The sequence below is a fragment of the uncultured Bacteroides sp. genome (assembly GCF_947632445.1).
Taxonomy (GTDB): Bacteria; Bacteroidota; Bacteroidia; order Bacteroidales; family Bacteroidaceae; genus Bacteroides.
This window is the reverse complement of the sequence record NZ_CANRPM010000028.1, coordinates 1-25,312: the sequence shown is the minus strand read 5'-3', so window position 1 is coordinate 25,312 and position 25,312 is coordinate 1. Positions and strand designations below refer to the sequence as shown.

Here is a 25,312-nt window from a genome sequence, read left to right as displayed (position 1 = left end):
ACATGGAGGTTCAGACAATGAAAAAGATAGTTCTTTTATCCGCTTTTACCGTAGGCTTAGGCTTGGGCGTGGCTTCGTGCGACAGCTATATGGACATCAACCAGGATCCTAACTCGCCTTCGGAAGGAAACGTGACAACCGGCATGATTATGCCTGCCGCGGAAATGAGTATTGCGGGAAGCTACGGAGATTTCCTCTTCATCACCGGCGGCTATTTTGCGCAGCACTATACACAGCAGTTCGGTACGTCCAACTATTTGAGTTATTCGCGTTTCGAGATGTCGCCCACCCGTAACGGGAGCACTTATACACAGCTTTACCAGAAATCGCTGAACAACCTGAAGAACATCAACGACCGTGCCCTTGCAGACAATGACCTGGGTACTTCGTTGGCCGCCACGACCTTGCGTGCCTTTGTCTTCCAGGCATTGGTCGACTGTTATGGCGAAACGCCTTACACCGAGGCGCTCGATCCCAACAACCTGGCTCCGGCCTACGACGAAGGCCAGACGGTGTATGAAGGCGTGTTGGCCGAGCTGGACGAAGCCCTTTCGCAGGTGGAGCCTTCGGCTGAGGTATGTACCAATTTCCTGTTCCCCAATCAGTCGGCAGGCAGCTGGATAAAGTTTGCCAAGGCCTTGAAGCTGAAACTGTTGATGCGTATGTCCAATGTGAAAGACGTGCGGGCCGAAGTCGGTGCCTTGATAGCCGGGAACGATTTCCCCGCTTCCGATGTGCGATGGGCAGGCTGCTGGGCGGATGAGGCAGAGAAGCGCAATCCGCTTTATTCCGAGGATTTTGCTCCCGGCATGCAGCAGAACCTGGTCGCCAATCTGGCAATCGTCAACACCATGCAGGTCAGAGACGATTTGGGGAATATCGTCTATACCGATCCGCGTCTGGCCGTATTCTTCAAACCCAATGCCGAGGGCAATTTTGAAGGTTCCATTTCGGGAGCGCAATACACCGGTACGAATAAATATAATGCCAACTACTGGTGCCGTCCGGCGGTGACTTACGACCAGCCTGTCTATTTGCTGACGGTGGCCGAAACGGAGTTCTTCATGGCCGAATATTATGCCCGTTACGGGTCGGCTTCGGACGCTGCCGCACACTATGCCGCTGCCATAGAGGCTTCGTTTGCTACGGCAGGAGTAGACGGCGCGGCCGAATACCTGGAACGCTATCCTTACGACAGCAATGAGCCGATGCGCTGCATCGGTGTTGCCAAGTGGGTGGCGCTGGCAGGGGTCAATCCGTTTGAAGCCTGGTGCGAGATGCGCCGTCTGGACTATCCGGCTTTCGGCACGGCACAGGGAAGCGACTTCTATAAGAACAACGACGATTCTTTCGACACCGGCAGTTACGTGCCGGGCACCCTCTATACGCCGATTCAGGTATTCGGTATGGTGGGTTCCAACAAGTTGCTGGAGCGTTTCCCGTATGCCGAGACCTCGTCTTCGCGCAACAGCAACGTACCCGATTTCCCCGGTTACACCACTCCGGTCTTTTGGGCGAAATAATGTGATGTTACACTTATAAGAAAGGAACAAAATAATGAAAAGAATAGTAGCATATTTACTGGTTCCCGCACTTGTCGTGGCGTTGTGGAGTTGCGACAAGTCGACAGAGGGATTGACGCGGGTTACCTATTACCCCACACTTGAGGTGCTGGGTCAGTCTACCGTCGTTGTAAACGTGGGCGAGACTTATGCCGACGAAGGTTGTTATGCCGAACTGAACGGCGAGGATGTGAGCAGCGAGGTGAAAGCCGCCTCCAACGTGGATTATTCCAGACCGGGAGCCTACTCCATTTCCTATATCATCTACAATGCCGACGGCTTCTCGACTACGGCATCGCGCACGGTGTATGTAGTGGATGAGAACAGCATTGCCACCCTTTATCTGGGCGAAAGCATGGCCGGATCGAGACATTATACCGGTGCCTTGATTTTCATCACCGACAACGGCGACGGAACCTATCACCTGGACGACCTGATGGGCGGGTTACAGTTCTATGGAATGAATCCGGGTTTTGAACCGTCGTATGATTTCCATGCGGAAGTCGACTTCCGGCTGAATGCCGACAACAGTGTTTCGCTGACGAGCGGCATCGGCAGCTGGTACTTCGGAGATTCCGGCGATATCGTGCTGGATCTGACAGGCGGCAGTTACGACCCCGCCACCCGTACCTTTACGTTGAATGTAGATTACGGAGGCACGCCGTTGACGGTGATTTTAAGAGCGATAACCAAATAACTTAATTGATGTGACAATATGAAAAAGGCAATATATTTAGTAATGGTGGCTTGCATAGGGGTACTGTTTGCCTCCTGCGAGAAAGACGAGATAGGAGGAACCGCTACCGAGGCGTTGGCCGGAGAATGGGAGCTGACGGTGGATGCGGTGGACGATGCAGGCAACGTGGTGATGACAGACCCGTTCGGGGTAGGCGTCATGCTGGGACTGACCTACAACACAACTGACAATGTGGCAGACAAGCTGTACGTGAGCGATTTAGGGAACTTCTGGGATTATACCGTCGTGGTAAATGCCGATTGCAATAACCTGACTTTCAGTTCCAACGGCGCAGTGCCGAACGAAGCTTATGACTGCATGGTGAATATCGAAGGCGGCAGGATGTTGCCCGGTGCGGCCACTACGCCCAGCGGCATGCCGGCCGACAGTCTGGTGTATTACGTGTCGTTCGACGACGACGACTATCCGGCTGCTTACGGATATTCCAAATACAAGGTTTCGGGTTACCGTCGTACCGGTTTTGCCGCCGACGAGCCGTGAGAAAGATAAAAACCACCTGCAGGAAGAGTCTTGCAGGCGGTTTTCTCTTGCCGGATACACCCCTTAAGCGGTGTATTCGGCGGGTTTGATTTACATTAATTACCTAACAATGAGTCGAAAGGCTCGATGTGTGGTTTCTTCGTGAGAAGATGGCCACACATTTGTTTTATATAAATGTATGGATTTATTACCGATGCCGAATACCCTTCTCTGTCGATACGGAACAACGGCTTCTGTCGATACGGAAGATCGACGTTGATCGATACGGGGGATCGATGATGATCGATACGGAAGATCGATGATGATCGATACGGAGGATCGATTAGACCCCCTCCAGAACACCTTCTGACGGGGGTTCGGAGTACCCTTTTCCGGCGAAGGCAAACGGGTGGAAAACGGCCGGAACGGAGGCTTCGTTTGTCATTATTTTTCATCTGATCTCTTTGATTGTTTTGTCGTATCTTGACTGCGTCGAAGATACTTTCGCTCGGCAAAATGCAAGTAAACTTGCTTTTGCTCTCGCTTATGCGTACTTTGACTGCGTCGAAGATACTTTTGCTCGGCAAAATGCAAGTAAACTTGCTTTTGCCCTCGCTTATGCGTATCTTTGCCCGCTGGCCGCAGGGCCGTTACTGTAAATGCACTATGATACGTATCTTTTTGACCGGCTACATGGGTGCCGGAAAGACTACCCTGGGGAAGGCTTTTGCCCGCGAATTGGGGCTGACCTTTATCGACCTCGACTGGTATGTCGAGGAACGTTTCCACCGCTCCATCCCGGACCTTTTCCGCGAGCGGGGCGAGGACGGGTTCCGCCGTCTGGAGCGCAACATGCTGCACGAGACGGGCGAGTTCGAAGACGTCGTCATCTCTACGGGAGGCGGCACGCCTTGCTTTTTCGACAATATGGAGTATATGAACCGGCAGGGGCAGACCGTGTTCCTCGACGTTCCGCCCGATGTGCTCTTCCGCCGTTTGCGGACGGCAACGCGGCAGCGCCCCATCCTGCAGGGCAAGACGGACGAGGAGCTTCGCGCGTTCATCGACCGTGCGCTGGAGGAGCGGCGCCCTTCCTACGTACAGGCCCGCTACCGCTTCGACGGCAGCCGCCTGGAGAACGGGCGTCAGATAGCGGAGTCGGTCGCCGGCCTGCGGCAGCTGCTGGAGCTGTAAAAGCGGGGCCCGCGCGTGTATTTTCATCCGTAAAAGATGCTGTTACGGGATTTATGTGTATTTTTGTCCGCTGATAATTAAATCTAATAGAAACCGCTAAGTTACAGAAGAATGAGAAAATGGCGTATTGAGGATTCGGAAGAGCTGTACAACATCACGGGTTGGGGTACTTCCTACTTTGGTATCAACGAGAAAGGGCATGTCGTGGTCACTCCCCGCAAGGACGGCATCGAGGTCGACCTGAAGGAGCTGGTCGACGAGCTCCAGTTGCGCGACGTGACGACTCCCATGCTGGTTCGCTTTCCCGACATCCTGGATAACCGCATCGAGAAGGTGTCCTGCTGCTTTCGGAAGGCCGCCGAAGAGTATGGCTACAAAGGCGAGAACTTCATCATTTATCCCATCAAGGTGAACCAGATGCGTCCTGTCGTGGAAGAGATGATAAGCCACGGCAAGAAGTTCAACCTCGGTCTGGAAGCAGGCTCGAAACCCGAACTGCATGCGGTCATTGCGGTCAACACCGACCCCGATTCGCTCGTGGTGTGCAACGGCTACAAGGACGAGAGCTTCATCGAGCTGGCTCTGCTGGCCCAGAAGATGGGCAAGCGCATCTTCCTCGTCGTCGAGAAGCTGAACGAACTGAACCTCATCGCCAAGATGGCCCGGCAGCTCAAGGTCCGCCCCAATATCGGCATCCGCATCAAGCTGGCCTCCAACGGCAGCGGCAAGTGGGAGGAGAGCGGCGGCGACGGCAGCAAGTTCGGCCTGACGTCCAGCGAACTGCTCGAAGCCCTCGACTTCCTCGAAAAGAAAGACATGAAGGACTGCCTGAAGCTCATCCACTTCCATATCGGCAGCCAGATTACCAAGATACGCCGCATCAAGAACGCCTTGCGCGAGGCGTCGCAATTCTACGTGCAGCTCCACAAGATGGGATTTAACATCGAGTTCGTCGACACGGGCGGCGGCATGGGTGTGGACTACGACGGCACACGCTCCAGCAACAGCGAAAGCTCCGTGAACTACTCCATACAGGAATACGTGAACGATGTCGTGTCGACCTTCGTCGATGCGGCCGACAAGCACGGGTTTCAGCATCCCGACATTATCACCGAGACGGGCCGCAGCCTGACCGCCCATCACTCCGTCCTTATCTTTGAAGTGCTGGAGACGGCCTCCCTTCCGCAGATGGACGACGACTGGACACCGGGCGAAGATGCCCATGAGTTGGTGAAGGAGCTTTACAACATCTGGGACAACCTGAGCCAACGCAGCATGCTCGAACCCTGGCACGACGCCCAGCAGATACGCGAAGAGGCGCTCGACCTCTTCAGTCACGGCATTGTCGACCTGAATACGCGGGCCCAGATCGAGAAGCTCTATTGGAGCATCTGCCGCGAAATCAACTCCATCGCCGGCGGGTTGAAGCACTGCCCTGAGGAGTTCCGCAAGCTGAACAAGCTGCTGGCCGACAAGTACTTCTGCAATTTCTCGCTCTTCCAGTCGCTGCCCGACTCGTGGGCTATCGACCAGATGTTCCCCATCATGCCGATTCAGCGTCTGGACGAGAAACCCGACCGTGAGGCGACGCTCCAGGATATGACGTGCGACTCCGACGGCAAGATAGCCAACTTTGTCACTTCCCGCTCCGATGCCACGACCCTGCCTCTGCATTCCCTGCGCGACAAGGAGAACTACTACGTGGCCGTCTTTCTGGTGGGAGCCTATCAGGAAATCCTGGGCGATATGCACAACCTCTTCGGCGACACGAATGCCGTTCATGTTTCTGTCAACTCCAAGGGCTACTCCATCGACCAGCTCATCGACGGCGAGACAGTGGCCGAGGTGCTCGACTATGTGCAGTACAACCCCAAGAAGCTGGTACGTAAGCTTGAGACATGGGTGACCCAGTCTGTCAAGGAAGGCCGCATCTCGCTTGAGGAAGGGAAGGAGTTTTTGGCCAACTACCGTTCGGGCCTGTACGGATATACTTATCTGGAATGACATGAAAGAGAAACTCACAGTCGTTAAAGTGGGCGGCAAGATCGTAGAGGAGGAAGCGACCCTCCATAAATTGCTGGACGACTTTGCCGCCATCGAAGGCCGCAAGGTGCTGGTGCACGGTGGAGGCCGCTCCGCCACGAAGCTGGCCGAACGTCTGGGCATCGAGAGCCGCATGGTGAACGGCCGCCGTATTACCGACGCCGAGACGCTGAAGGTCGTAACGATGGTTTATGGCGGTTTGGTAAACAAGAATATCGTGGCGGGTTTGCAGGCTCGTGGCGTCAATGCTTTGGGGCTGACGGGAGCCGATATGGACATCATCCGCTCCGTAAAGCGTCCGGTGAAGGATATTGATTACGGGTTCGTGGGCGATGTGGAGCAGGTCAATGCCGGATTGCTGGGCGACCTGATAGCCAAAGAGGTGGTACCGGTTATGGCTCCCCTGACGCACGATGGTGAGGGCCGCATGCTCAATACCAATGCCGACACCATTGCCGGCGAAACGGCCAAGGCACTGGCTGCATTGTTTGATGTGACCTTGGTCTATTGTTTCGAGAAGAAAGGAGTGCTGCGCGACGAGAAAGACGACGACAGTGTCATCTCTACCATCAATCCGGCTGAGTTCAGGCAGCTGGTGGCCGATGGCGTGATACAGGGCGGCATGATTCCCAAGCTGGAAAATTCTTTTGAGGCCTTGGAGGCAGGTGTGTCCGAGGTTGTAATTACTTTGGCATCGGCCATTAACGGGCAGGGAGGTACCCGCATACGAAAATAATATGAAAAAAAGCAGCTGTCTGCTGTAACTTTTATCCTGTTGAACCGTCTTTTCATTAAAAGATGCAGAAAATCGACTTTCGTAACGACATTCTTCCGCTGAAGGACAAACTCTTTCGGCTGGCCCTGCGGATAACTTTCGACAGAGCAGAGGCGGAGGATATTGTACAGGAGACGATGATACGTGTCTGGAACAAGCGGGGCGAGTGGGGCGGACTGAAGTCAGTAGAAGCCTATTGTCTGACAGTGGCCCGCAATCTGGCTATCGACCGTAGTGAGAAGAAAGATTTGCAGACGGTGGAGCTGACCCCCGAAGCCGAACAGGCATCCGATGTATTAAGCCCGTATGATCGGTTGGTGAACAAAGAACAGTTGAAGTTGGTGCATCGGTTAGTCGGCGAGTTGCCTAAAAAGCAACGCCTGATTATGCAATTACGTGACGTGGAAGGTAAAAGCTATAAAGAAATAGCCGCTGCCCTACGGTTGACGGAAGAGCAGGTCAAAGTAAACTTGTTCAGGGCCAGACAGAAGGTAAAACAGAAATTTATAGATATAAATAATTATGGACTCTAACTATATAGAACAATTATTGGAACGTTATTGGCAGTGTGAAACCTCCGTAGAGGAAGAAGCACAGCTCCGTTCGTTCTTCAGGGATGAAGATGTGCCTGCGCATTTGCTTCGTTACAGAGACTTGTTCTTATATCAGGAGTTCTTACAGCAGGAAGGTTTGGGCGATGATTTCGATCAGAAAGTACTGGCACAGATAGAAGTGCCTGTTGTCAAGGCGCGTCGCATGACGTTGGCTTCGCGTTTCATGCCGTTGCTGAAGGCTGTTGCGATGATAGTGTTGATGTTTTCGTTGGGCAATGTCATGCAGCACTCCGTTTTCGATAATAATGTAGGAGGGGGCTCTTCTGATGTGCCTGATACGATAGAGAAGCAGATGTCTGCGCCTTCGGTGGCACTTTCGGGTAATCCGGCTGATAGTCACGAAAAAGAGCTGATGGACAGTCTGGCTCGTGTTGACGAGAAGATGGAGATCGAAAAAAGATGAATTTTCATTGTTTAAAATATACATTTTCATTTGCTTTAAAAATAGTTAGTGTGCTTTATTAAAACGACTTGAGGCTGTGAAGTTTCAATTCTCTCAAAATCTTACAAAAACTAACTAAAATAATTGGGATGCCGCGTGATGCAGCGTCCCTTTATTTTTATGGATGTCGTGTATCTGTATGAAGAAATAAAGGAAGGCAACTTTGGGTGAAGCCTTCCTTTACATGTTAGAAGAGATTTATGTCTGCCGGCAGGCAGAGGTCGAGAGAATTTATCGGTCTGGTTGTTAGTTCTATAATTTATATACTTTTTTCTTTTCGGGATAGTCCAACTGAGGATTGCCCTCATAGCCAATGGTTCCACTTCCGCTGACACGTGCTTTCAGATATGCTACAGCATGGCATTTGATGTCACCCGATCCGGCTACGCTGGCGGATATGCTTTGTACTTTGAATTCGCTGGCATAAAGGTCGCCTGAGCCGGTTACACTATAATTGGCTTTATCGGCACTGCCGCTGATTTTTACGGTGCCCGATCCGGCTACCTTCGCATTGGCTGACGCAACCTGAGCGTTTTCAATCTTCAAATCACCCGATCCGGTTATGGAGATGTCCAGGTCGGTTGCTTTCAGCTGTTTGCATTCGATGTCGCCCGAACCTGTTACTTGGGCTGTAAATCCTTGCGAACATTGTATGTCGCCCGCCGTAATGTCGCCCGAACCTGTCACGTTCATCTTCAGATGGTCGGTTCTCAGTCCGTTGGTGAAATTGAAATCACCCGATCCGGCTACGCTGACTGCATTCAGATCTTCTGATGTCACTCGGATTTCCAGTTTGTTGTATGCTACCTTTACATTCTTTTTGAAGCTTAGGTTTAGCTTGCCGTCCTTGACGTAAATATCGAGTAGGTTGATAATATTGTCCGATGTATAGATTTCCACTTTCGGTTTGCCCGATAGCTGTGTATAAGTGACGTCGAGACTGCCGCCGACGGCTATCTGGTTAAAGTCGCTTACCATAATTTGTTTGTTCACATAGTTTTTGCTTGCTTTGACTTCCTTACCGCCCAGCCAGTCACTGCCTGAATTGAAACGGTGGTTATACGGTTGTACACAGGCACTCAAAGCAGTTGTCAGCAGGAAGATGGAAGTAAACGTTGTAAACTTTTTCATATTCGTTGGAGTTAAAATGTTGTTCTTTTGTTTTATAATTAAGACGGAAGTTCGATGCAGAACGTTGCAACGGCTGCCGTCTTTTTTTTGTTTTTATTCTCTGTTTATACAGATGCAAGAACTGTACCAAAAATGTAAATGCTTGATTATAAATGATAATGGCGAACGGCTACTGTTCATAATCGGACAGTGTGTTCGTTTTCGTGCACAAAAGTTTTGCGCTTTGTGCGGAAGTTTGTTCTTTTGCAGACAAACCTTGACATAAACAAGAATGATGGAAGGCAAACAACGATGCATGACCGGCCAGTCGGTTACGGATGCCGACTTGGGGACTGTCGCGGTGCGGGTCAACGCTCGTGCCCGCCGGATGATATTCCGAGCGGTAGAGGGAGGTTTTGTGGTGACTGTGCCTTTGGGAGCGACATGGGACGATGTGGCTAAAGGATTGGAGACTTTGCGTCCCCGTCTGCGTGAAGTACAGGCGCGACGAAGCGAAAAGCTGATAGACTTGAACTATCGGATTGACGCCGTGCACTTCAAACTGACGTTGGTTGAAAGGGATATTCGTCAGTTTCAGGCACGTTCGGAGTTAGGGTCGATGCAGATTTTCTGTCCAAGAGGTACCGATTTTTACAGCCCTAAGCTTCAATCCTGGCTGAAGAAAGTGATAGGCGAAGCCTTGCGGAAGAATGCCAAGCAGGTGTTGCCGCCCCGTCTGTATGCCTTGTCGAAACAACACGGCTTGCCTTTCCACGATGTGAAAATCAACTCCAGTTCCGGCCGTTGGGGCAGCTGCTCCACGCGCAAGGACATCAACCTGTCTTATTATTTGTTGCTCCTCCCGCAACATCTCATCGACTATGTACTGTTGCACGAGCTGACGCATACGCGCATTATGAACCATAGTGCGGAATTTTGGGATATGCTCGACCGTCTGACCGGAGGCCGATGCGAGGCGTTAAGGCAGGAATTGAAGGCTTTTTCGGCCTCGTTGTCGTAAAGACAGATTTTATTCTTGGGGGAGCTGTTTGACTGTTTCCCCTTCCTTTTCGAAACGGTATGTTCCTCCCTTTTCACTCAGTTCGAAGAGCGATATTTTTTCCGTAGCATTGTCTACGATCATCAGGGCGCTTTCTTCGGCAAAGCGCTGCACTTCGAGATCGAACGGCGCACGGTCGATGGTCTTGTTCAACAGCAGGCTGTCGTTGAGGTAAATGGATACAGAGTCTCCTTCAAACCCCTTGACCAGCGAGACGATATAGTGTTCGGTGTAGCGACGGTCTTCGTCATTTTGCAGGCGCATGCTCATATAGACGAAGAGGACAACCACGAAGATGACGGCAAAAGCCAAGATGCCATTGCCTATCATAAATTGTTTGTTGGTGTTCAGACGGTGGGTCATAGCAGTGTTCTTTCTTTTTTCACGTGACAAATGTACCGATAATCTCCGAATTTTCAACGGGATGATGAATTATTCTTCGATTGCGCGGCCTTTTGTTTGCAACAGACGATTAAACGATGTAAATTAGGCGTCTGAACGAAAGCAATGCTTTCCACTAAGAGAAACGACGTTTTCCTCCTCGTAAAGCGATGCTTTCTGCCAAGAAACAGAATAAAATACAAAGTATCATGAAAAAGCATTGGACTCTGTCGCTGTTGCTGGCGGCAAATGTATGGGCCGCTGAAGCCCAGCCGATGGCTCCGGCCATCCCTCGAGATGAAAAGATTGAGCAGCAAGTGGAAAGCCTGTTGCAGAGAATGACGCTTGACGAAAAGATCGGGCAGATGTGCGAACTCAGCATTGATATCCTGCAGAACCATGACGCCGGACAGGGCGAAGCGGATTTCCGCCTGAGCGAAGCCATGCTCGACACAGTCTTCGGCAAGTATAAAGTGGGCTCCATCCTGAACGTTCCCCAAGGCAAGGCGCAGTCTGTAGCGAAGTGGCAGGAAATCATCCGGTGCATTCAGGAGAAGTCAATGGAGGAAATCGGCATTCCTTGTATCTATGGTGTCGACCAGATACATGGTACTACCTATACGCGGGGCGGTACCCTCTTTCCGCAGGGCGTCAATATGGGAGCGGCTTTCAATCGCGAACTGACCCGCCGCGAGGCCGAAATCTCCGCCTATGAGACTAAGGCAGGCAGCATCCCCTGGACGTATGCGCCTGTCACCGACCTGGGTCGCGACGCGCGCTGGCCCCGCATGTGGGAGAATTATGGCGAAGACTGCTACCTAAATGCCGAGATGGGACGCGAGTCGGTGCTGGGTTTTCAGGGCGATGACCCCAATCACATCGGCCCCAACCACATTGCCGCCTGCATGAAGCATTACATGGGCTATGGCGTACCTGTGTCGGGCAAAGACCGTACACCCTCGTCCATCACCGAGCAGGACATGCGCGAGAAGCATTTTGCTCCTTATTTAGAAATGATTCGTCACGGCGCCCTTTCCATTATGGTCAACTCGGCCATGAACAACGGCCTGCCTTTCCATGCCAATTATGAATTGTTGACCCGTTGGCTGAAGGAAGACCTGAATTGGGACGGCATGATTGTGACCGATTGGGCCGACATCAACAACCTTTATGCCCGCGACCACATTGCAAAAGACAAAAAAGAGGCCATCAAACTGGCCATTAATGCCGGCATCGACATGTCGATGGATCCCTATAGCTGGGATTTCTGCATCCTGCTGAAACAGTTGGTGCAGGAGGGAGAGGTATCTATGAACCGCATCGACGACGCCGTGCGCAGGGTGCTCCGCCTGAAGTACCGCCTCAATCTGTTTGAGAAGCCCTATTATGACCTCAAAGACTATCCGCTCTTTGGCAGCGACAAACATGCCGCCGTGGCCCTGCAAGCTGCCGAAGAGTCGTTGGTGTTGCTCAAGAATACGAACAATCTCCTGCCGTTGGCCAAAGGAAAGAAAATCCTGCTGTTCGGTCCGAACGTCAACTCCATGCGCTGTCTCAATGGCGGATGGTCGTACACCTGGCAGGGAAGTAATGCTGAAGACTGCTCCGAACCTTACAATACCATCCTCGAAGCTTTCATCAACAAGTTCGGGGCCGGAAACATCATTTATGAAGCGGGTGTAACCTACAACGAGAAGGGCAACTGGTGGGAAGAGAATGCGCCCGAAATTGAGAAGACTGTGGCTGCTTCCGCCCAAGCCGACTACATTGTAGCCTGCATTGGCGAGAATTCTTATTGTGAGACGCCCGGCAATCTGAACGACCTTGCTCTGTCAGCCAACCAGCGTCGTCTGGTGAAGGCCCTGGCCGAAACGGGCAAGCCCCTTATCCTGATACTGAGCGAAGGTCGCCCGCGCATCATCGCCGACATCGAGCCGCTGGCCCGTTCGGTTGTCAACATCATGCTGCCGGGTAACTACGGCGGCGACGCACTGGCCAATCTGCTGGCAGGAGACGCCAACTTTAGCGGCAAGATGCCTTATACTTATCCCAAGTATCCTCATTCGCTGGTGACCTACGACTACAAACCATGCGAACATATCGGTAAGCCGATGGAGGGCGCTTACAATTACGATGCGGCGGTCAACGTGCAGTGGGTCTTCGGCTACGGACTCAGCTACACCACTTTTGCCTATAGCAACCTGCGGGTGGACAAGGCCAAATTTACGGCCGACGACGTGCTTACCTTCACCGTCGACGTGAAGAACACAGGCAGTCGTGCAGGCAAGGAGAGCGTCCTGCTCTTCAGCAGCGACCTGGTAGCCTCGCTAACCCCCGATAACCGCCGACTTCGTGCCTTCGAGAAAGTCGAGCTTCAGCCGGGTGAAACCCGTACCGTCACGCTGAAGCTGAAAGCTTCCGACCTGGGCTTTGTGGGTTACGACGGCCGTTGGGTGCTTGAGGCGGGCGATTTCTGCATGCAGGCGGGTAATCAGGTGCTGAATATTGCCTGTACGGAGACAAAGAAATGGGCGGTTCCTAACAAATAAGTCACCTTCTTCTTTCTGCCTTCTGCGGAAATAATCGGTGAAAAGGGGATGTGTTTTTTACTTAAAAAACTATTTTTGCCCGTTGTATATGCAGATATTGAGTGTTGATGCCTTTGATATGAAATGACATTGCAAGAAGAACATATAGAGATACCGGAATGAAAAGCTATGGTACTTAAATTCCGGTATGCTTAGTATGACTTTATAATAAATGATTTATGAAACAATCTATTCTAACTTTTACTTTATTATCTCCTGTGTGGGCCGGAATGGTCATGGGAGTTGAGGCGCCAAAAAAGAACAAAAAGGTGCTGGAACGGGAAAAGCCCAATGTCGTGATTATTTATGCGGATGATTTGGGATATGGCGATTTGGAATGTTATGGGGCGAAAGGTGTGAAAACACCTAATGTAAACCGGTTGGCTTCTGAGGGTATTCGCTTTACGAATACACATGCGGTGGCTGCTACCAGTACTCCTTCACGTTATTCACTGCTTACAGGTGAGTATGCCTGGCGTAAACCCGGGACAGATGTGGCTGCCGGTAATGCTGGAATGATAATCCGCCCGGAACAATATACCTTAGCCGATATGTTCAGCCATTGTGGTTATACGACCGGTGCTTTCGGTAAGTGGCATTTGGGGCTGGGTGAGAAGACTGGCGAGCAAGACTGGAACGCTCCATTACCATCGTCTTTAGATGATTTGGGCTTTGACTATCATTATATTATGGCCGCCACAGCCGATCGTGTGCCTTGTGTTTTCATCGAGAATGGCATGGTGTCCAATTATGATTCTTTTGCGCCGATTGAAGTTAGTTACATTCGGAATTTTCCCGGTGAACCTACCGGAAAGAACAACCCTGAGTTGCTTTATAATTTGAAACCAAGTCACGGGCATGACATGTCCATCGTCAATGGTATCAGTCGCATCGGTTTTATGAAAGGTGGAGGAAAGGCTTTATGGAAAGATGAAAATATAGCAGACTCTATTACTGCACATGCTGTGGGTTTCATTAAGGCTCATCAGCATGAACCTTTCTTCATGTATTTTGCCACGAACGATGTGCATGTGCCTCGATTTCCGCATGAACGTTTTCGCGGGCAGTCGTCTATGGGGTTGCGTGGGGATGCGATTGTACAGTTCGACTGGAGTGTAGGGCAAATTATGCAGACTCTTGAAGAACTGGGTATTGCCGACAATACGTTGATTATTCTTTCGAGCGATAACGGTCCGGTAGTGGATGACGGGTATCTGGATCAGGCAGAAGAATTATTAGGTAACCACAAGCCTACGGGACCATTTAGAGGAAACAAGTACAGTGCATACGAAGGTGGTACAATGGTGCCATGTATTGTACGTTGGCCCAAGACTATCAGTGCGGGTGGTGAGTCGGATGTGTTGATGTCTCAGATAGACTGGATGGCTTCATTGGGAGCATTGATTGGAGCTAAACTGCCGGAAGGGAGTGCTCCTGATAGTTCTGACCGTTTGGGTAATTTATTAGGGACTGACAGTTCCGATCGTCCTTGTGTGATCGAGCAGTCGTCAAATCATGTACTTTCCGTTCGTACTAAAGAATGGAAATTCATTGAATCGAATGATGGACCGAAGATGATAACATGGGGTCCCAAGATTGAGACAGGTAACAGTAGCATACCGCAGTTGTATCGTATGACGGATAAGTTGGACGAACAGGAAAATGTTGCTTTGCAATATCCTAAAGTGGTTTTCGACTTTGAGACATTGTTGCGTAAGGTTCGTGCTGGTAACCTGAAGCCGTAATGGAATATGTGGATGAGGCTGTTTTAAAATGAAAAATATTCTTAACCTTCAATGAAAGGTATTCAATAACTTCATCAAATAGCCCTCTTTCAAAAGGTTTAGGGGAGGGATAGAAACAAATTATACCTTTTTAAGTAACATCTTGGAAGCCATGATTAACGTAATCATATACTCTTCGTAACAATTTCTCGACATTTTATTCTTGTTCTTCCATACATTTGTGTAGTTCTTTGGCGTAAAAGAATGCAATATAACTTTATTAAATTAAAAATAAGTAATGTATGAGAAAAACATTCTTGGAAAAGTGCATAAATCTGCATTTATGCCGCATTGCATGGGTACTTTTGTTTCTTGTACCTGCAATCAGTAGCCTTCAGGCTAATCCTTCTCAAAGCAAGACCATTACGGGTGTTGTGACATCGGCTACGGATGGTGAGCCGTTGATAGGTGTCAGCGTGCAGGTGAAAGAAACCGCTATGGGTGGAATTACCGGTATTGATGGCCGGTATTCGGTAAGTGCCCAACAAGGGCAAACACTGGTGTTTTCTTACATCGGTTATCAATCACAGGAAATCAAGGTAGGAACTTCTTCTGTCATTGATGTGGTGCTGAAGGAGGATACCGAGATGCTGGATGAAGTGGTTGTAGTGGGCTATGGCGTCCAAAAGAAAAAATTGGTGACGGGTGCCACTGTCCAGGTGAAAGGTGAAGAAATTGCCAAGATGAATACAACCAATCCTTTGCAGGCCATGCAGGGACAGACACCGGGTGTCAGCATTGCTTCGACTTCCGGCCAGCCGGGTGCTGATATGAAAGTGAGTATTCGTGGTCTTGGCACAGTGGGAAACAGCGCCCCTCTTTATCTTATTGATGGCGTGGGTGGTGACATTTCCACTTTAAATCCCGCCGATATCGAAAGTATAGATGTACTGAAAGATGCGGCCAGTGCGGCTATCTACGGTTCGGCCGGTGCTAACGGTGTAGTGCTTATTACTACCAAGCAAGGACGCGAAGGTAAAGCGCAGGTAAGTTTCGATGCTTATTATGGAATACAGAATGTAGCCCGTAAGGCAATATGCTGAATGCGAAAGAGTATATGACCATTATGGATGAGCAGGCCTTGAACAGTGGACTTTCGGCTTACGATTGGAGTCAATACCAGTCTATTTACGATGCCAATGGTAATGTGTATGATACGGATTGGATAGATACAATGTTCAAGGATAATGCTACTACGGAGAGCTATACGCTGGGTATCACCGGTGGAAGTGCTACTTCCACTTATGCCCTTTCGTTGGGATACATGAATCAGGAAGGTATTGTCGGTGGTTCGGATGTGTCCAACTATTCACGTTACAATTTCCGTGTGAACAGCGAGCACAAACTTTTCAAGGATATTTTGAAGGTGGGCGAGCAGGTGAGTTTTGTATATAAGATGAATAATGGCATCAGTGTAGGCAACCAATATAACAATACCTTACGCGGTGCATTCGGAACATCGCCTATCACTCCTGTCTATAGCGATAATAATCATGATTCGCCTTACAATGACACCAGTACCAGCGACTGGAACAAAGGCGATGGGAACCCTTATGGTTTAATGATGACCGACAGCAACAATGAGAACAAAGCGGCTACCTTTTCCGGCAATGTCTATGCTGAATTGCAGCCGGTCAAGAACTTGAAGATAAAGTCTGTATTCGGCGTGGTTTATGAATCCAGCGAATACCGTAGCTTCAAGCCTATCTACAAGTTCAGCCAATATTCATATAATGAACGAACCACCGTATCTCAGAATGCCAACCACTCTTTGGGTATGACATGGACCAATACGGCTTCTTATGACTGGACTATGGGAGAACATTCCTTCAATGCCTTGCTGGGTATGGAAACCTATCGCTACGAAGGTACTTACATCGGCGCCAATAACGGTATGCTGAAAGAAGGTTTTGATGATTGGGGGCATGCTTTCGTGGGCAACGGAACAGCCTCTGACTCGACCGACGGCTTGGGTGCCAGCGGCAATCCGCATACCGAGAACCGCAAGGTATCCTATTTCGGACGATTGGGTTGGAACTGGAAAGAAACGTATATGGTCAATGCCACTTTGCGTGCAGACGGTTCGAGCAACTTTGCCAAAGGTAACCGTTTCGGTTACTTCCCTTCGGTATCGGCAGGATGGACCATTACTAATGAAAAATTCATGGAAAGTACGCAAAACTGGCTTGACTTCCTGAAACTACGCGCCAGCTGGGGACAAGTGGGTAATGCCAACATTGACGCATTCCAATATCTGGCTCCTATCAAAAACACCAATACTCACTACCTTTTCGGCTGCGGTTACGGCGATTCGGATGCTGCGGCACAACTCGGAACCAACTGGGGAGCTTATCCCAGCCGTCTGGCTAATGCTAACATCAAGTGGGAGACTTCACAGCAGACCAATATCGGTCTTGATGCCCGATTCCTCAACAGCCGATTGGGTGTCAATTTCGATTTCTACATTAAAGATACGAAAGACTGGCTCGTGGTAGCTCCTATTCTTGCTACTGCCGGAGCAGGTGCTCCTTATATTAATGGTGGTGGAGTGAAAAACACCGGTTTGGAACTCAACCTTACCTGGAATGACCAGATAGGCAAAGACTTTAGCTACAATATCGGTATCAACGGCGCCTACAACAAGAATAAGGTTGGAGAGATTCCTAACGACGATGGTATCATTCATGGTTCCACCAATCAATTGTATGACAATACTCCTGAATTCTATCGTGCCGAGAATGGTAAGCCTATCGGTTATTTCTATGGTTTCAAGACAGCAGGCGTATTCCAAAACAATCAGGAAATAGAGGATTGGATTAAGGCCGGTAACGGTGTGCTGCAGGCTGACGTACAACCGGGTGACGTGAAGTTTGTGGATATTAACCATGACGGACTTGTGAACGACCTTGACAAGACCGATCTTGGCAACGGTATTCCTGACTTCACCATGGGCTTCAATCTTGGTTTCAACTGGAAAGGACTTGATTTCTCTGTAGTGGGCAACGGCGCTTTCGGGCAGCAGATTGTTCAGAGCTACCGTAACCATACCTCCAAGCAAGCCAATTATACGACTGCTATTTTAGGACGTTGGACAGGAGAGGGAACCAGCAACCGAATACCTCGTGTCACAGATCAGAATATCAACTGGCAGTTCTCAGACCTTTATGTACAGGATGGCGATTACCTGCGAATCAGTAACATTACGTTGGGCTATGACTTTGCCAAGCTACTGAAATGTAAGGCCATCAGCCAGTGCCGTATCTATGCCCAAGTACAGAATGCGTTCACATTTACCAAATATGACGGCATGGATCCTGAAATAGGTTATGGCCCTGAAGGAGATAATGGACAAGGTTGGGTGTCGGGCGTTGATTTAGGTTATTATCCCCGTCCCCGTACCGTATTGTTTGGTGTTAACTTGAAATTTTAAAATATAGACTGATATGAAGAAAAACAAAAATATATTTATGGCAAGTGCCCTGCTTCTGAGTATGGGACTGGCTTCGTGTGCCGACAGCTTTCTTGATGTTACGTCGAAGACTGAATCTTCAACCGGTACATTCTATAAGACAGAACAAGATGCTTATCGTGCTCTGATAGGTTGTTACGATGGTTGGCGCCAAACTTCATCAGCCATGATGGTAGGGTTTTACGTAGCTTCCGAGGTGATGAGTGCCGAGTGTTTCGGTGCTACCGGAAACGCCGATGGACGCGGCTATCAGGCCATTGACCGTTTTGACATCTCCCAGTCGCCGGCCGACCTCAACCTATACGAAGGTGATTGGCAGAACTATTATGCGGGTGTCTATCGCTGCAACGAACTGATCGCCCATGAAGAGCAGATTGTATGGAATGAATCGAATAGCAAACGCGGTATCTATATGGGCGAATGTCGGACGTTGCGTGCATTGCTCTATCTGGATATGGTTCGTTTATGGGGAAATATTCCACTCTTTTTAGAGCCGGTAAACGAAAATCGCGCCCCTTCACCTGCCGAAGATGTGTTCAGCGCCATATTTACTGACTTAAAATATGCCATCGAGAATATTCCCGGTGACGCTTATCCCAAGGAATATGCTGCCACGAACGACGGACATATTACAAAATATGCTGCCGAGGCTTTGCTGGCACGTGCCTATCTTTTCTATACCGGATATTACGGTGAAGAACCTGCAGAAGTGACCCGTTCCGAGGCTTTGGCTGCCGTAGAAGACATAATTGCTTCAGGAGAATATGGCCTGGTACCGCAATTCAAGAATTTGTGGCCGGCTTCTTCTGCAAAAGTGGCCGAAAAAGGAGATTATGCAACCTTGATGGGCACCTATGCCGGTGATGGAAACAAGGAAACCATTCTTGCGTTGAAATTTACCTCTACTCAAGATTATAACGGGAATAATGACTCCAACCGTTGGCAGGTAATGTTGGGCATGCGCCAACTCAATTATGCTCCCTATTGCAAGGGATGGGGCGCATTGACGGTAAATCCTGATTTTGTGGAAGCATTCCCTTCGGGTGACCTCCGGCGTTCGGCTTCTATCATTGATCTGGCAGGGGAAGGAATCACCAATTCGGCCGACTTTACCACCGGCTTTAATGATTGGCGTGAATATACCGGTTATGTCATAAAGAAGTACGCTCCCCTTTGCTATGCCGATGGAAGCCATGCCGGTAAGCAGGACGGTAGCGGTGACTTCCAAACACAGAACCGCCAAGACTACGTTATTGTACGTTATGCCGACGTGTTGTTGATGGCCGCAGAGCTGGGCAGTCCTAATGCGCAAAATTATTTCGACCAAGTGCGTAAGCGTGCCTATCAGGTTGATGATAACGGAACTGTATCAAGCAGCTATCAAGCTAAGAGTGTGTCTCAACAAGCCATCATGGAAGAACGTCGTCTTGAATTTGCTTTTGAGAGTATCAATTATTGGGATCTCCTGCGTCAAGGTATAGACGTGGCAGCCGAGAAGCTCGCCTTGAATGGAGTCAAGGTGAAGAGTGGAGGCACTGATGATGTGGTAACCATACGGGCCGAGCGTGTGAAAGACACCAAAGGCCTGAGCCAGATTCCTTATAATCAAATTAATCTTTCACAGGGAGTCCTTGTGCAGAACCCCGGATGGTGATGGTTTAGTACCATTAATAGAGTAAATAAAAATAAATAAAACAATAAGATATGAGACTTAAATCATTCTTTTCCATATTGACAGGAGCGGCTTTGATATTTGCCGCTTGCTCGCCCGAAGAGTACGAGATGGGTGCAAAAACCTATGTCTCCGATGATTTGGTGGAAGGTATCGCCTATACGGTAACCCCTGATGCCAATGATCCTAATACGATTCATCTGACTTCGCTCATCAAGGGAGCCACTCCGTTGTGGGTCACTCCAAACGGTCCTTCTCAAAAGACCACTCTCGACTTGGCACTTCCTTTTGCCGGTGAATATAGCGTGACTTTCGGCGCTTCCACACCGGCAGGTCCGGTATATGGAGAACCATATACCTTCAAGATAGAGACCAATAACTTTGCCATGCTCGAAGACCCTATCTGGACTAACCTTGCAGGTGGAGTGGGCAAGAGCCGCAAGTGGGTTCCCATTGACAAGAACTTTGGCATTGGCCGTTGTTCGGGACCGGTGATGTACATGAGCCCCGATGATGTAAAAAATGACGGAAGCAACATTACCGACATTGTGATTGGTAGCGCCAATTGGACTCCCAACTGGGATCCGGGCATCCAATCGTGGCTCATTCCGGAAGGCGATCCCTATTTCCAGTCGTACATCACTTTCGGTCTGGATGCGGTAAAAGGCTGTACGGTGGAACTTCATAGGGTGGCTGCTTCAGGCACGACGGATGTCACCGGAACTTTCAACCTGAATGTGTCTGACCCGAAACGCCCTGTCATTTCTTTCTATAACGGTACCTATTCATTGCATAACGAGAGCTTTGATGATGTTTGTTCCAACTATACCAACGACATCAAGATTATAGAATGTACTCCTTATCTGCTACAGGTAGCTACGATGCGTACCAATAGCGAAGGTCCGTGGTGGCTGGTGTGGAACTTCATTTCCGAAGAGGCTTACAATGACCCCGGCATCATACCGACTGAAGATCCGGGCTTGCTTCAGTCTGCGGAAGTACAAGAGCCTGCGATTGAAGATTTGGCAACCAAACTGTTCACTACTGAAATCAACGGTGTCACCTATGTGGGCAATGAGGCACGTTTCCTCATCAATGATGAAGAACCTTATGACTGGACATGGTGGAATGGCGGCTCTGCTGCATGGGAAAGCGTAGTAAAGGGACAGTACGGTTCTTCTTGGGCACCTGTGGCTGATGCTTCCATTGCCGACTATGAGCTGGTATTGAGCAATACGGCCGAGGGCTACAAGTGGGATGACGGCACCAATACCGGTATGCTTGCCATCGAAGACGGCAAATTGAAATTTATGGATGCCGACGGCAATCCGGTTGAGATAACCGTCCTCACCGCTACCGGCGATAAGCGCACGGTTGAAGTGAAGGGAAGTGAGTTTACCGTAATGGCTTGCGATGTCACCAGTTCTTTCCAGATGGGTGTGCCTGCAACGACCAATGACAAGGGAGCCGTGGATTCTTATCTTTGTGCCAACCTCAACTACAAACCTGTTGCTGCCGGACCTACCGGGCCTACTGAAATCAAGGTAGATAACAGCAAGGTACAGATTATCTTCGGTGACGGAAATTCCGATCGTCTGCGCTTGCAGTTCTACAATCCTTGGGGCGGTGGTGACGCAGGATGGCCTATCGACATCACGAAAGTGAAGTTGAAAAAGAACCAGACGCTGAAGATACAATACAGAGTGCTGAGTGGAATCACTTGGAACGAGGGCGCGGCTCCTAAGACGGTGATTATGGACAATAATATCGGAAATACTTGGGAAGATGACTGCTACAACTTGGCTCACGCCGTGGCCTTTGACACCGCCGAAGGAGCTGTGCAGACTGTATCCGTGACCAATACCACCGGTGCCACTGTGACTTATGAAGGAAGCAGTTGTATCTGTATCGGTATCCAGAATAAGGGACTTGCTACTGTGGCTACCACCGAAGACGGACAGCCGGATGTGAAGGTTGAGGTAATTTCGATGACCATTGAATAATCACTTAAATGAATTTAGTATATATGAAGACAAAGATATATTTAGGAATACTTTCACTTGCAGTGGGTCTTTCGCTGGCTTCATGCAGTGAAGATGACGACTATACTATCCACACCACCCCGGTTCTGAACGAATCGTCGGTGGTGACAGGATCGTCTGATGTGACCGCCACTACCGCTACGCTCCATGCCACGCTCTCCGGTGTGGACGGCATGGATGCCGGAAGCTACAAGACCGGCTTCTTCTATGGTTCTGCGCAAGACAACATGTCCGAGGACGTGCAGGCTGCTTATGACGGCAGCACTTTCAGCGCTCAGTTGGACGGGTTAAGCAATAACTCCACGCTTTATTATCAGGCTTATGTATGCTTGCAGGGTAAGGTGTATTACAAGGGCGAGGTGAAAAGCTTGCTTACCACCGATGCTAAGGTGACCACTGCCGATGCCACATCTGTCGACTTCGCTTCGGCTGTATTGGGTGGAACATTGACCGATGCCACGGCCGATGCTACTTGTGGTGTCGTTATCTCTACTTCATCCGATGTGGAAGCGGTTCGTGCAGGTCTTGTTGTGAAGAGTGAGGAACTTAAGAACAGCTATTCATTCGTCCATGAAGGGTTGGTGCCGGAAACGCAATACTATTATGCGGCTTACCTCAATCTGGGTAGCGGCATTGTGTATGGTGAAGTGAAGAGTTTCACTACTCCTGCCTATGACTTCGACCTTGACAATGACCTTGTCGACTTAGGACTCTCTGTGAAGTGGGCTCGCTTCAATGTGGGCGCCAAGAGCGAGACCGGATCGGGTGGCCTTTTCGGATTCGGCGACCTGACCGGATGCAACAACAGCATCGACCCTGCCGACTATGCTTCGACCGATACTTATAAAACGGCTGCCGACTTGGCTTTCCATGCATTTCAAGGGCGTGCCACACTGCCTACTGCCGATGATTTCGAGGAACTTTTCACGTTGTGCCAGAAAGAGTGGACTGAACAGGATGGGGTACCCGGTTTCAAGTTTACCGGTCCTAATGGTAATTCCATCTTCCTGCCTGCAGCGGGTACGCGTGTGGCAAACGATGTGACAGTGCAGGGTACCGAAGGATATTATCTCACCGGTACTGTCTCTTCCAATGATAAATTTGCGATAGGTTACCAATTTGCGGCTTCTGTCAATCACCGTATCACTGCCGCAGTTTATCAAGGTATGGCTGTACGCGCTGTTTCCACAGCTAAAAACGTACCGTTCATCAAGGATTTGCTCTATCAGAAATGGTATCTTGACAATGGCCAGGACGGTAAGCAGCATGTGTTTGAAGGACCTTTCACGCAATGGGGTGTTACAGACAACTGGAGTACGGTTTCCAACGGACAACCCAACATTGAACAGCAGATTCATTGGGAGATGGGTACAGATAACGGTTGGATAGGTTATACTTACGGGAAGGATTATGGTTATATGGAGTTCAAGGAAGACGGTACGGTGAACATTCATCGCATTGCCGAAGACGGCACCGTGACCGATGAGACCGGTAAGTTTACGATTGACGAGGTGAATAAAGTGATTGACATCGACATAGACGTGCTTTGTGGCAATACTTGGATTGGCACGAAGAGTGGTAAGCTGAACATTTTGTCATTGACTGCCGACGGTTTGCAGATTGCTTTGCCCGATGGTGACTATGGCTATTCGTTGAACTATTACAGTCAGACCAAGGCCGATGCCGATGCGCAGGTTCCGGTATTGCTCAACCTCGCTGATTCATCATGGGGAGGAAATTGGGATGAACAGCTTGCCGCCATTTCACCCGAAAACATGGCGGGACAGCATACGTTTGTTTTCGAGGGAGCTTGTACCGATGCTATGGTGTTTACACTTGACTTTCCCGATATGGCGAAACGTTATCCCAATTCGTTTGTACGCATTGATGACATCAGACTCGACGGTACTTCCATTCCGTTTGATGCCAATCGTTTCTATTTTGGCGACATTGAAAATAACGGCAGATACCGTGTTCAGTTGTTCAATGCTTATGGGGCTGGTTCTGTAGGCAATGCTGTTCTTTTCAGTCCGTTCAGCAATGTAGAAAATCAAGGTACTGAGCCAGCCATCCATTTCAATGAGAAGCTCGAAATTGACTGCACCATCATTACCGATGGTACCGGTGCAGGTATTTATACACCCAGTCTGGTTACTGTCAATCCGGATTGGGGAAGTGACTGGGGATATAACGCAGGAGCTACGTTCGAGGTGAAATACGAGAACTTCCAGTACAGCCTTGTGGCTCCTCAGTTTGACATCAAGTACGAATCGGCCGACTATGCGGCAGGTTCCATCATGACTTTCATTGAAGTGGCTGACATCTACAAGTATTTCCCCGGTTTACATGCCACACTCGACAATTTCTATTTGGATGGCAAGGAAGTGACATTTGATGCATCCAAAGTGCTCGATGCCAATGAATCCCCGAAATATCGTCTGGAACTTTGGAATTGCTATGGGGCAACAAAGGATAAAGGGTGCGCTTTCGGTACTCCTGATGGTGATGTTATCAAGGAACTCGGTTTCAGCAGTTCTATGGAAATGAAGTTTACATTCCATACTCTTTTCTCTGTTCCTGAATGGTAAGAGAGATATACATTGGTTAGATAGGAAATCCGGGATGCAAGTCATCCCGGATTTTTTGTTTTGCCCTTACCTGTGTGCATCGTTCTGATATAGACTGAAGAACCATAGAGAGAATAAAGAGACGTGAGTTCGACATAAAATCAAAAGACAGCAAGTTGCCCGTCATTGATAAAGTTCGCTTCAATGGCGGGTTTCTTTTCAAAACAACAATAGGCTGCGATAACTGACAATGAATCGGCAGTGAAATGTCTATTTTCTTCCGCCGCCATGCAGCACTTCCTGAAGTCCCGACGCAGTGCTGCGTGAGGGTGTCATGCAGTGCTTTATGAGGAGGAAACGAAGCACTTCGTCAGAGGGGCAGCAAGCACGGTGTCAGGACGGAAAAATCTGCCCGTGAAAAAAAGAGGAAGAAAAACGTGGTTTTATCACGAATAAAACAGTCCTGTCACACCAATTTGTTGATATACAGTCGGTTGCTGCGACACGTGACAGGGCTGTGCAAACTTTTTTGAAATAAAATAAAAAATAGGCTGCCTTTAAAGGCAAGGTATTTTTTATTTTTCGCGGAAATGTTTACCAAAGCCCCTAAGGTGTCGCACTAATTTGTTGATAATCTGTTACTTGATGTGACAGGACTATTTTGAGCTCCTCCCGGATTATTTCCAAAGTGATTTGGGAGCTATAATAACATGACAACTGTCTAGTCCTGAAATAGCGTTACAACAAAAAGTAACATTATGGAAAAGACAGAAACAAAGTACGTTAAGCGCAC

At 49.3% G+C, this 25,312-nt stretch carries 16 protein-coding genes and 2 pseudogenes; 15 read left to right on the top strand and 3 right to left on the bottom strand.

Annotated elements, in window-relative coordinates; genetic code table 11:
- Window positions 1-17 precede the first annotated feature (17 nt).
- From Q0Z70_RS07390 to Q0Z70_RS07355, 8 genes are all read left to right on the top strand, one after another.
- Window positions 18-1,523 carry a SusD/RagB family nutrient-binding outer membrane lipoprotein gene (locus tag Q0Z70_RS07390; protein ID WP_298073455.1) on the top strand — a complete coding sequence of 502 codons (1,506 nt, stop codon included), beginning with the start codon at window positions 18-20 and terminating at the stop codon, window positions 1,521-1,523.
- A gap of 34 nt (window positions 1,524-1,557) precedes the next feature.
- Window positions 1,558-2,259 (top strand): BT_2262 family domain-containing protein, encoded by a 702-nt coding sequence (locus tag Q0Z70_RS07385; RefSeq protein WP_298073454.1) that lies wholly within the window; start codon window positions 1,558-1,560, stop codon window positions 2,257-2,259.
- A gap of 18 nt (window positions 2,260-2,277) precedes the next feature.
- The gene (locus Q0Z70_RS07380; RefSeq protein ID WP_298073453.1) at window positions 2,278-2,799 is read left to right on the top strand and encodes a lipid-binding protein; all 522 of its coding nucleotides are present in this window, start codon (window positions 2,278-2,280) and stop codon (window positions 2,797-2,799) included.
- 645 nt (window positions 2,800-3,444) lie between these two features.
- Window positions 3,445-3,972 carry a shikimate kinase gene (locus Q0Z70_RS07375; protein ID WP_298073452.1) on the top strand — a complete coding sequence of 176 codons (528 nt, stop codon included), beginning with the start codon at window positions 3,445-3,447 and terminating at the stop codon, window positions 3,970-3,972.
- Window positions 3,973-4,083: 111 nt separating this feature from the next.
- Complete coding sequence (speA, locus tag Q0Z70_RS07370) at window positions 4,084-5,976, top strand: biosynthetic arginine decarboxylase (protein WP_298073451.1); 1,893 nt, start codon at window positions 4,084-4,086, stop codon at window positions 5,974-5,976.
- 1 nt (window position 5,977) lies between these two features.
- Window positions 5,978-6,751, top strand: a complete 774-nt coding sequence (argB, locus tag Q0Z70_RS07365; protein ID WP_298073450.1) for an acetylglutamate kinase — start codon at window positions 5,978-5,980, stop codon at window positions 6,749-6,751.
- A gap of 62 nt (window positions 6,752-6,813) precedes the next feature.
- The gene (locus Q0Z70_RS07360) at window positions 6,814-7,323 is read left to right on the top strand and encodes a sigma-70 family RNA polymerase sigma factor (RefSeq protein ID WP_298073449.1); all 510 of its coding nucleotides are present in this window, start codon (window positions 6,814-6,816) and stop codon (window positions 7,321-7,323) included.
- Window positions 7,313-7,807, top strand: a complete 495-nt coding sequence (locus Q0Z70_RS07355) for a hypothetical protein (protein ID WP_298073448.1) — start codon at window positions 7,313-7,315, stop codon at window positions 7,805-7,807. The genes Q0Z70_RS07360 and Q0Z70_RS07355 overlap by 11 nt, the downstream gene beginning before the upstream one ends.
- Before the next feature lie 291 nt (window positions 7,808-8,098).
- On the opposite strand, the gene Q0Z70_RS07350 is transcribed toward Q0Z70_RS07355, so the two are convergent.
- Window positions 8,099-8,977, bottom strand: a complete 879-nt coding sequence (locus Q0Z70_RS07350) for a head GIN domain-containing protein (RefSeq protein WP_298073447.1) — start codon at window positions 8,975-8,977, stop codon at window positions 8,099-8,101.
- A 271-nt stretch (window positions 8,978-9,248) separates the two neighbouring features.
- On the opposite strand from Q0Z70_RS07350, the gene Q0Z70_RS07345 reads away from it, so the two are divergent.
- The gene (locus Q0Z70_RS07345; protein ID WP_366807193.1) at window positions 9,249-9,977 is read left to right on the top strand and encodes a YgjP-like metallopeptidase domain-containing protein; all 729 of its coding nucleotides are present in this window, start codon (window positions 9,249-9,251) and stop codon (window positions 9,975-9,977) included.
- A 9-nt stretch (window positions 9,978-9,986) separates the two neighbouring features.
- Here the strand turns inward: Q0Z70_RS07345 and Q0Z70_RS07340 are convergent, their stop codons facing one another.
- Window positions 9,987-10,379 carry a hypothetical protein gene (locus Q0Z70_RS07340; RefSeq protein ID WP_298073446.1) on the bottom strand — a complete coding sequence of 131 codons (393 nt, stop codon included), beginning with the start codon at window positions 10,377-10,379 and terminating at the stop codon, window positions 9,987-9,989.
- A gap of 227 nt (window positions 10,380-10,606) precedes the next feature.
- On the opposite strand from Q0Z70_RS07340, the gene Q0Z70_RS07335 reads away from it, so the two are divergent.
- The 6 genes and pseudogenes from Q0Z70_RS07335 (at window position 10,607) to Q0Z70_RS07310 (ending at window position 24,540) form a co-directional block, all read left to right on the top strand.
- Window positions 10,607-12,946 (top strand): glycoside hydrolase family 3 N-terminal domain-containing protein, encoded by a 2,340-nt coding sequence (locus Q0Z70_RS07335; protein WP_298073445.1) that lies wholly within the window; start codon window positions 10,607-10,609, stop codon window positions 12,944-12,946.
- A 269-nt stretch (window positions 12,947-13,215) separates the two neighbouring features.
- Entirely contained in the window at window positions 13,216-14,730 is a 1,515-nt protein-coding gene (locus tag Q0Z70_RS07330) for an arylsulfatase (RefSeq protein ID WP_298073464.1), read from the top strand.
- Between the two features lie 281 nt (window positions 14,731-15,011).
- Window positions 15,012-18,199 (top strand): annotated as a pseudogene (locus Q0Z70_RS07325) (TonB-dependent receptor).
- Window positions 18,200-18,212: 13 nt separating this feature from the next.
- The gene (locus Q0Z70_RS07320; protein WP_298073444.1) at window positions 18,213-19,892 is read left to right on the top strand and encodes a RagB/SusD family nutrient uptake outer membrane protein; all 1,680 of its coding nucleotides are present in this window, start codon (window positions 18,213-18,215) and stop codon (window positions 19,890-19,892) included.
- 50 nt (window positions 19,893-19,942) lie between these two features.
- Window positions 19,943-21,913, top strand: a complete 1,971-nt coding sequence (locus Q0Z70_RS07315; protein WP_298073443.1) for a hypothetical protein — start codon at window positions 19,943-19,945, stop codon at window positions 21,911-21,913.
- Window positions 21,914-21,936: 23 nt separating this feature from the next.
- Window positions 21,937-24,540 carry a hypothetical protein gene (locus Q0Z70_RS07310; protein WP_298073442.1) on the top strand — a complete coding sequence of 868 codons (2,604 nt, stop codon included), beginning with the start codon at window positions 21,937-21,939 and terminating at the stop codon, window positions 24,538-24,540.
- A gap of 140 nt (window positions 24,541-24,680) precedes the next feature.
- Here Q0Z70_RS07310 and Q0Z70_RS07305 read toward each other — a convergent pair.
- Window positions 24,681-24,785: pseudogene (locus Q0Z70_RS07305) on the bottom strand (IS982 family transposase); the annotation flags it as partial.
- Between the last annotated feature and the right edge of the window lie 527 nt (window positions 24,786-25,312).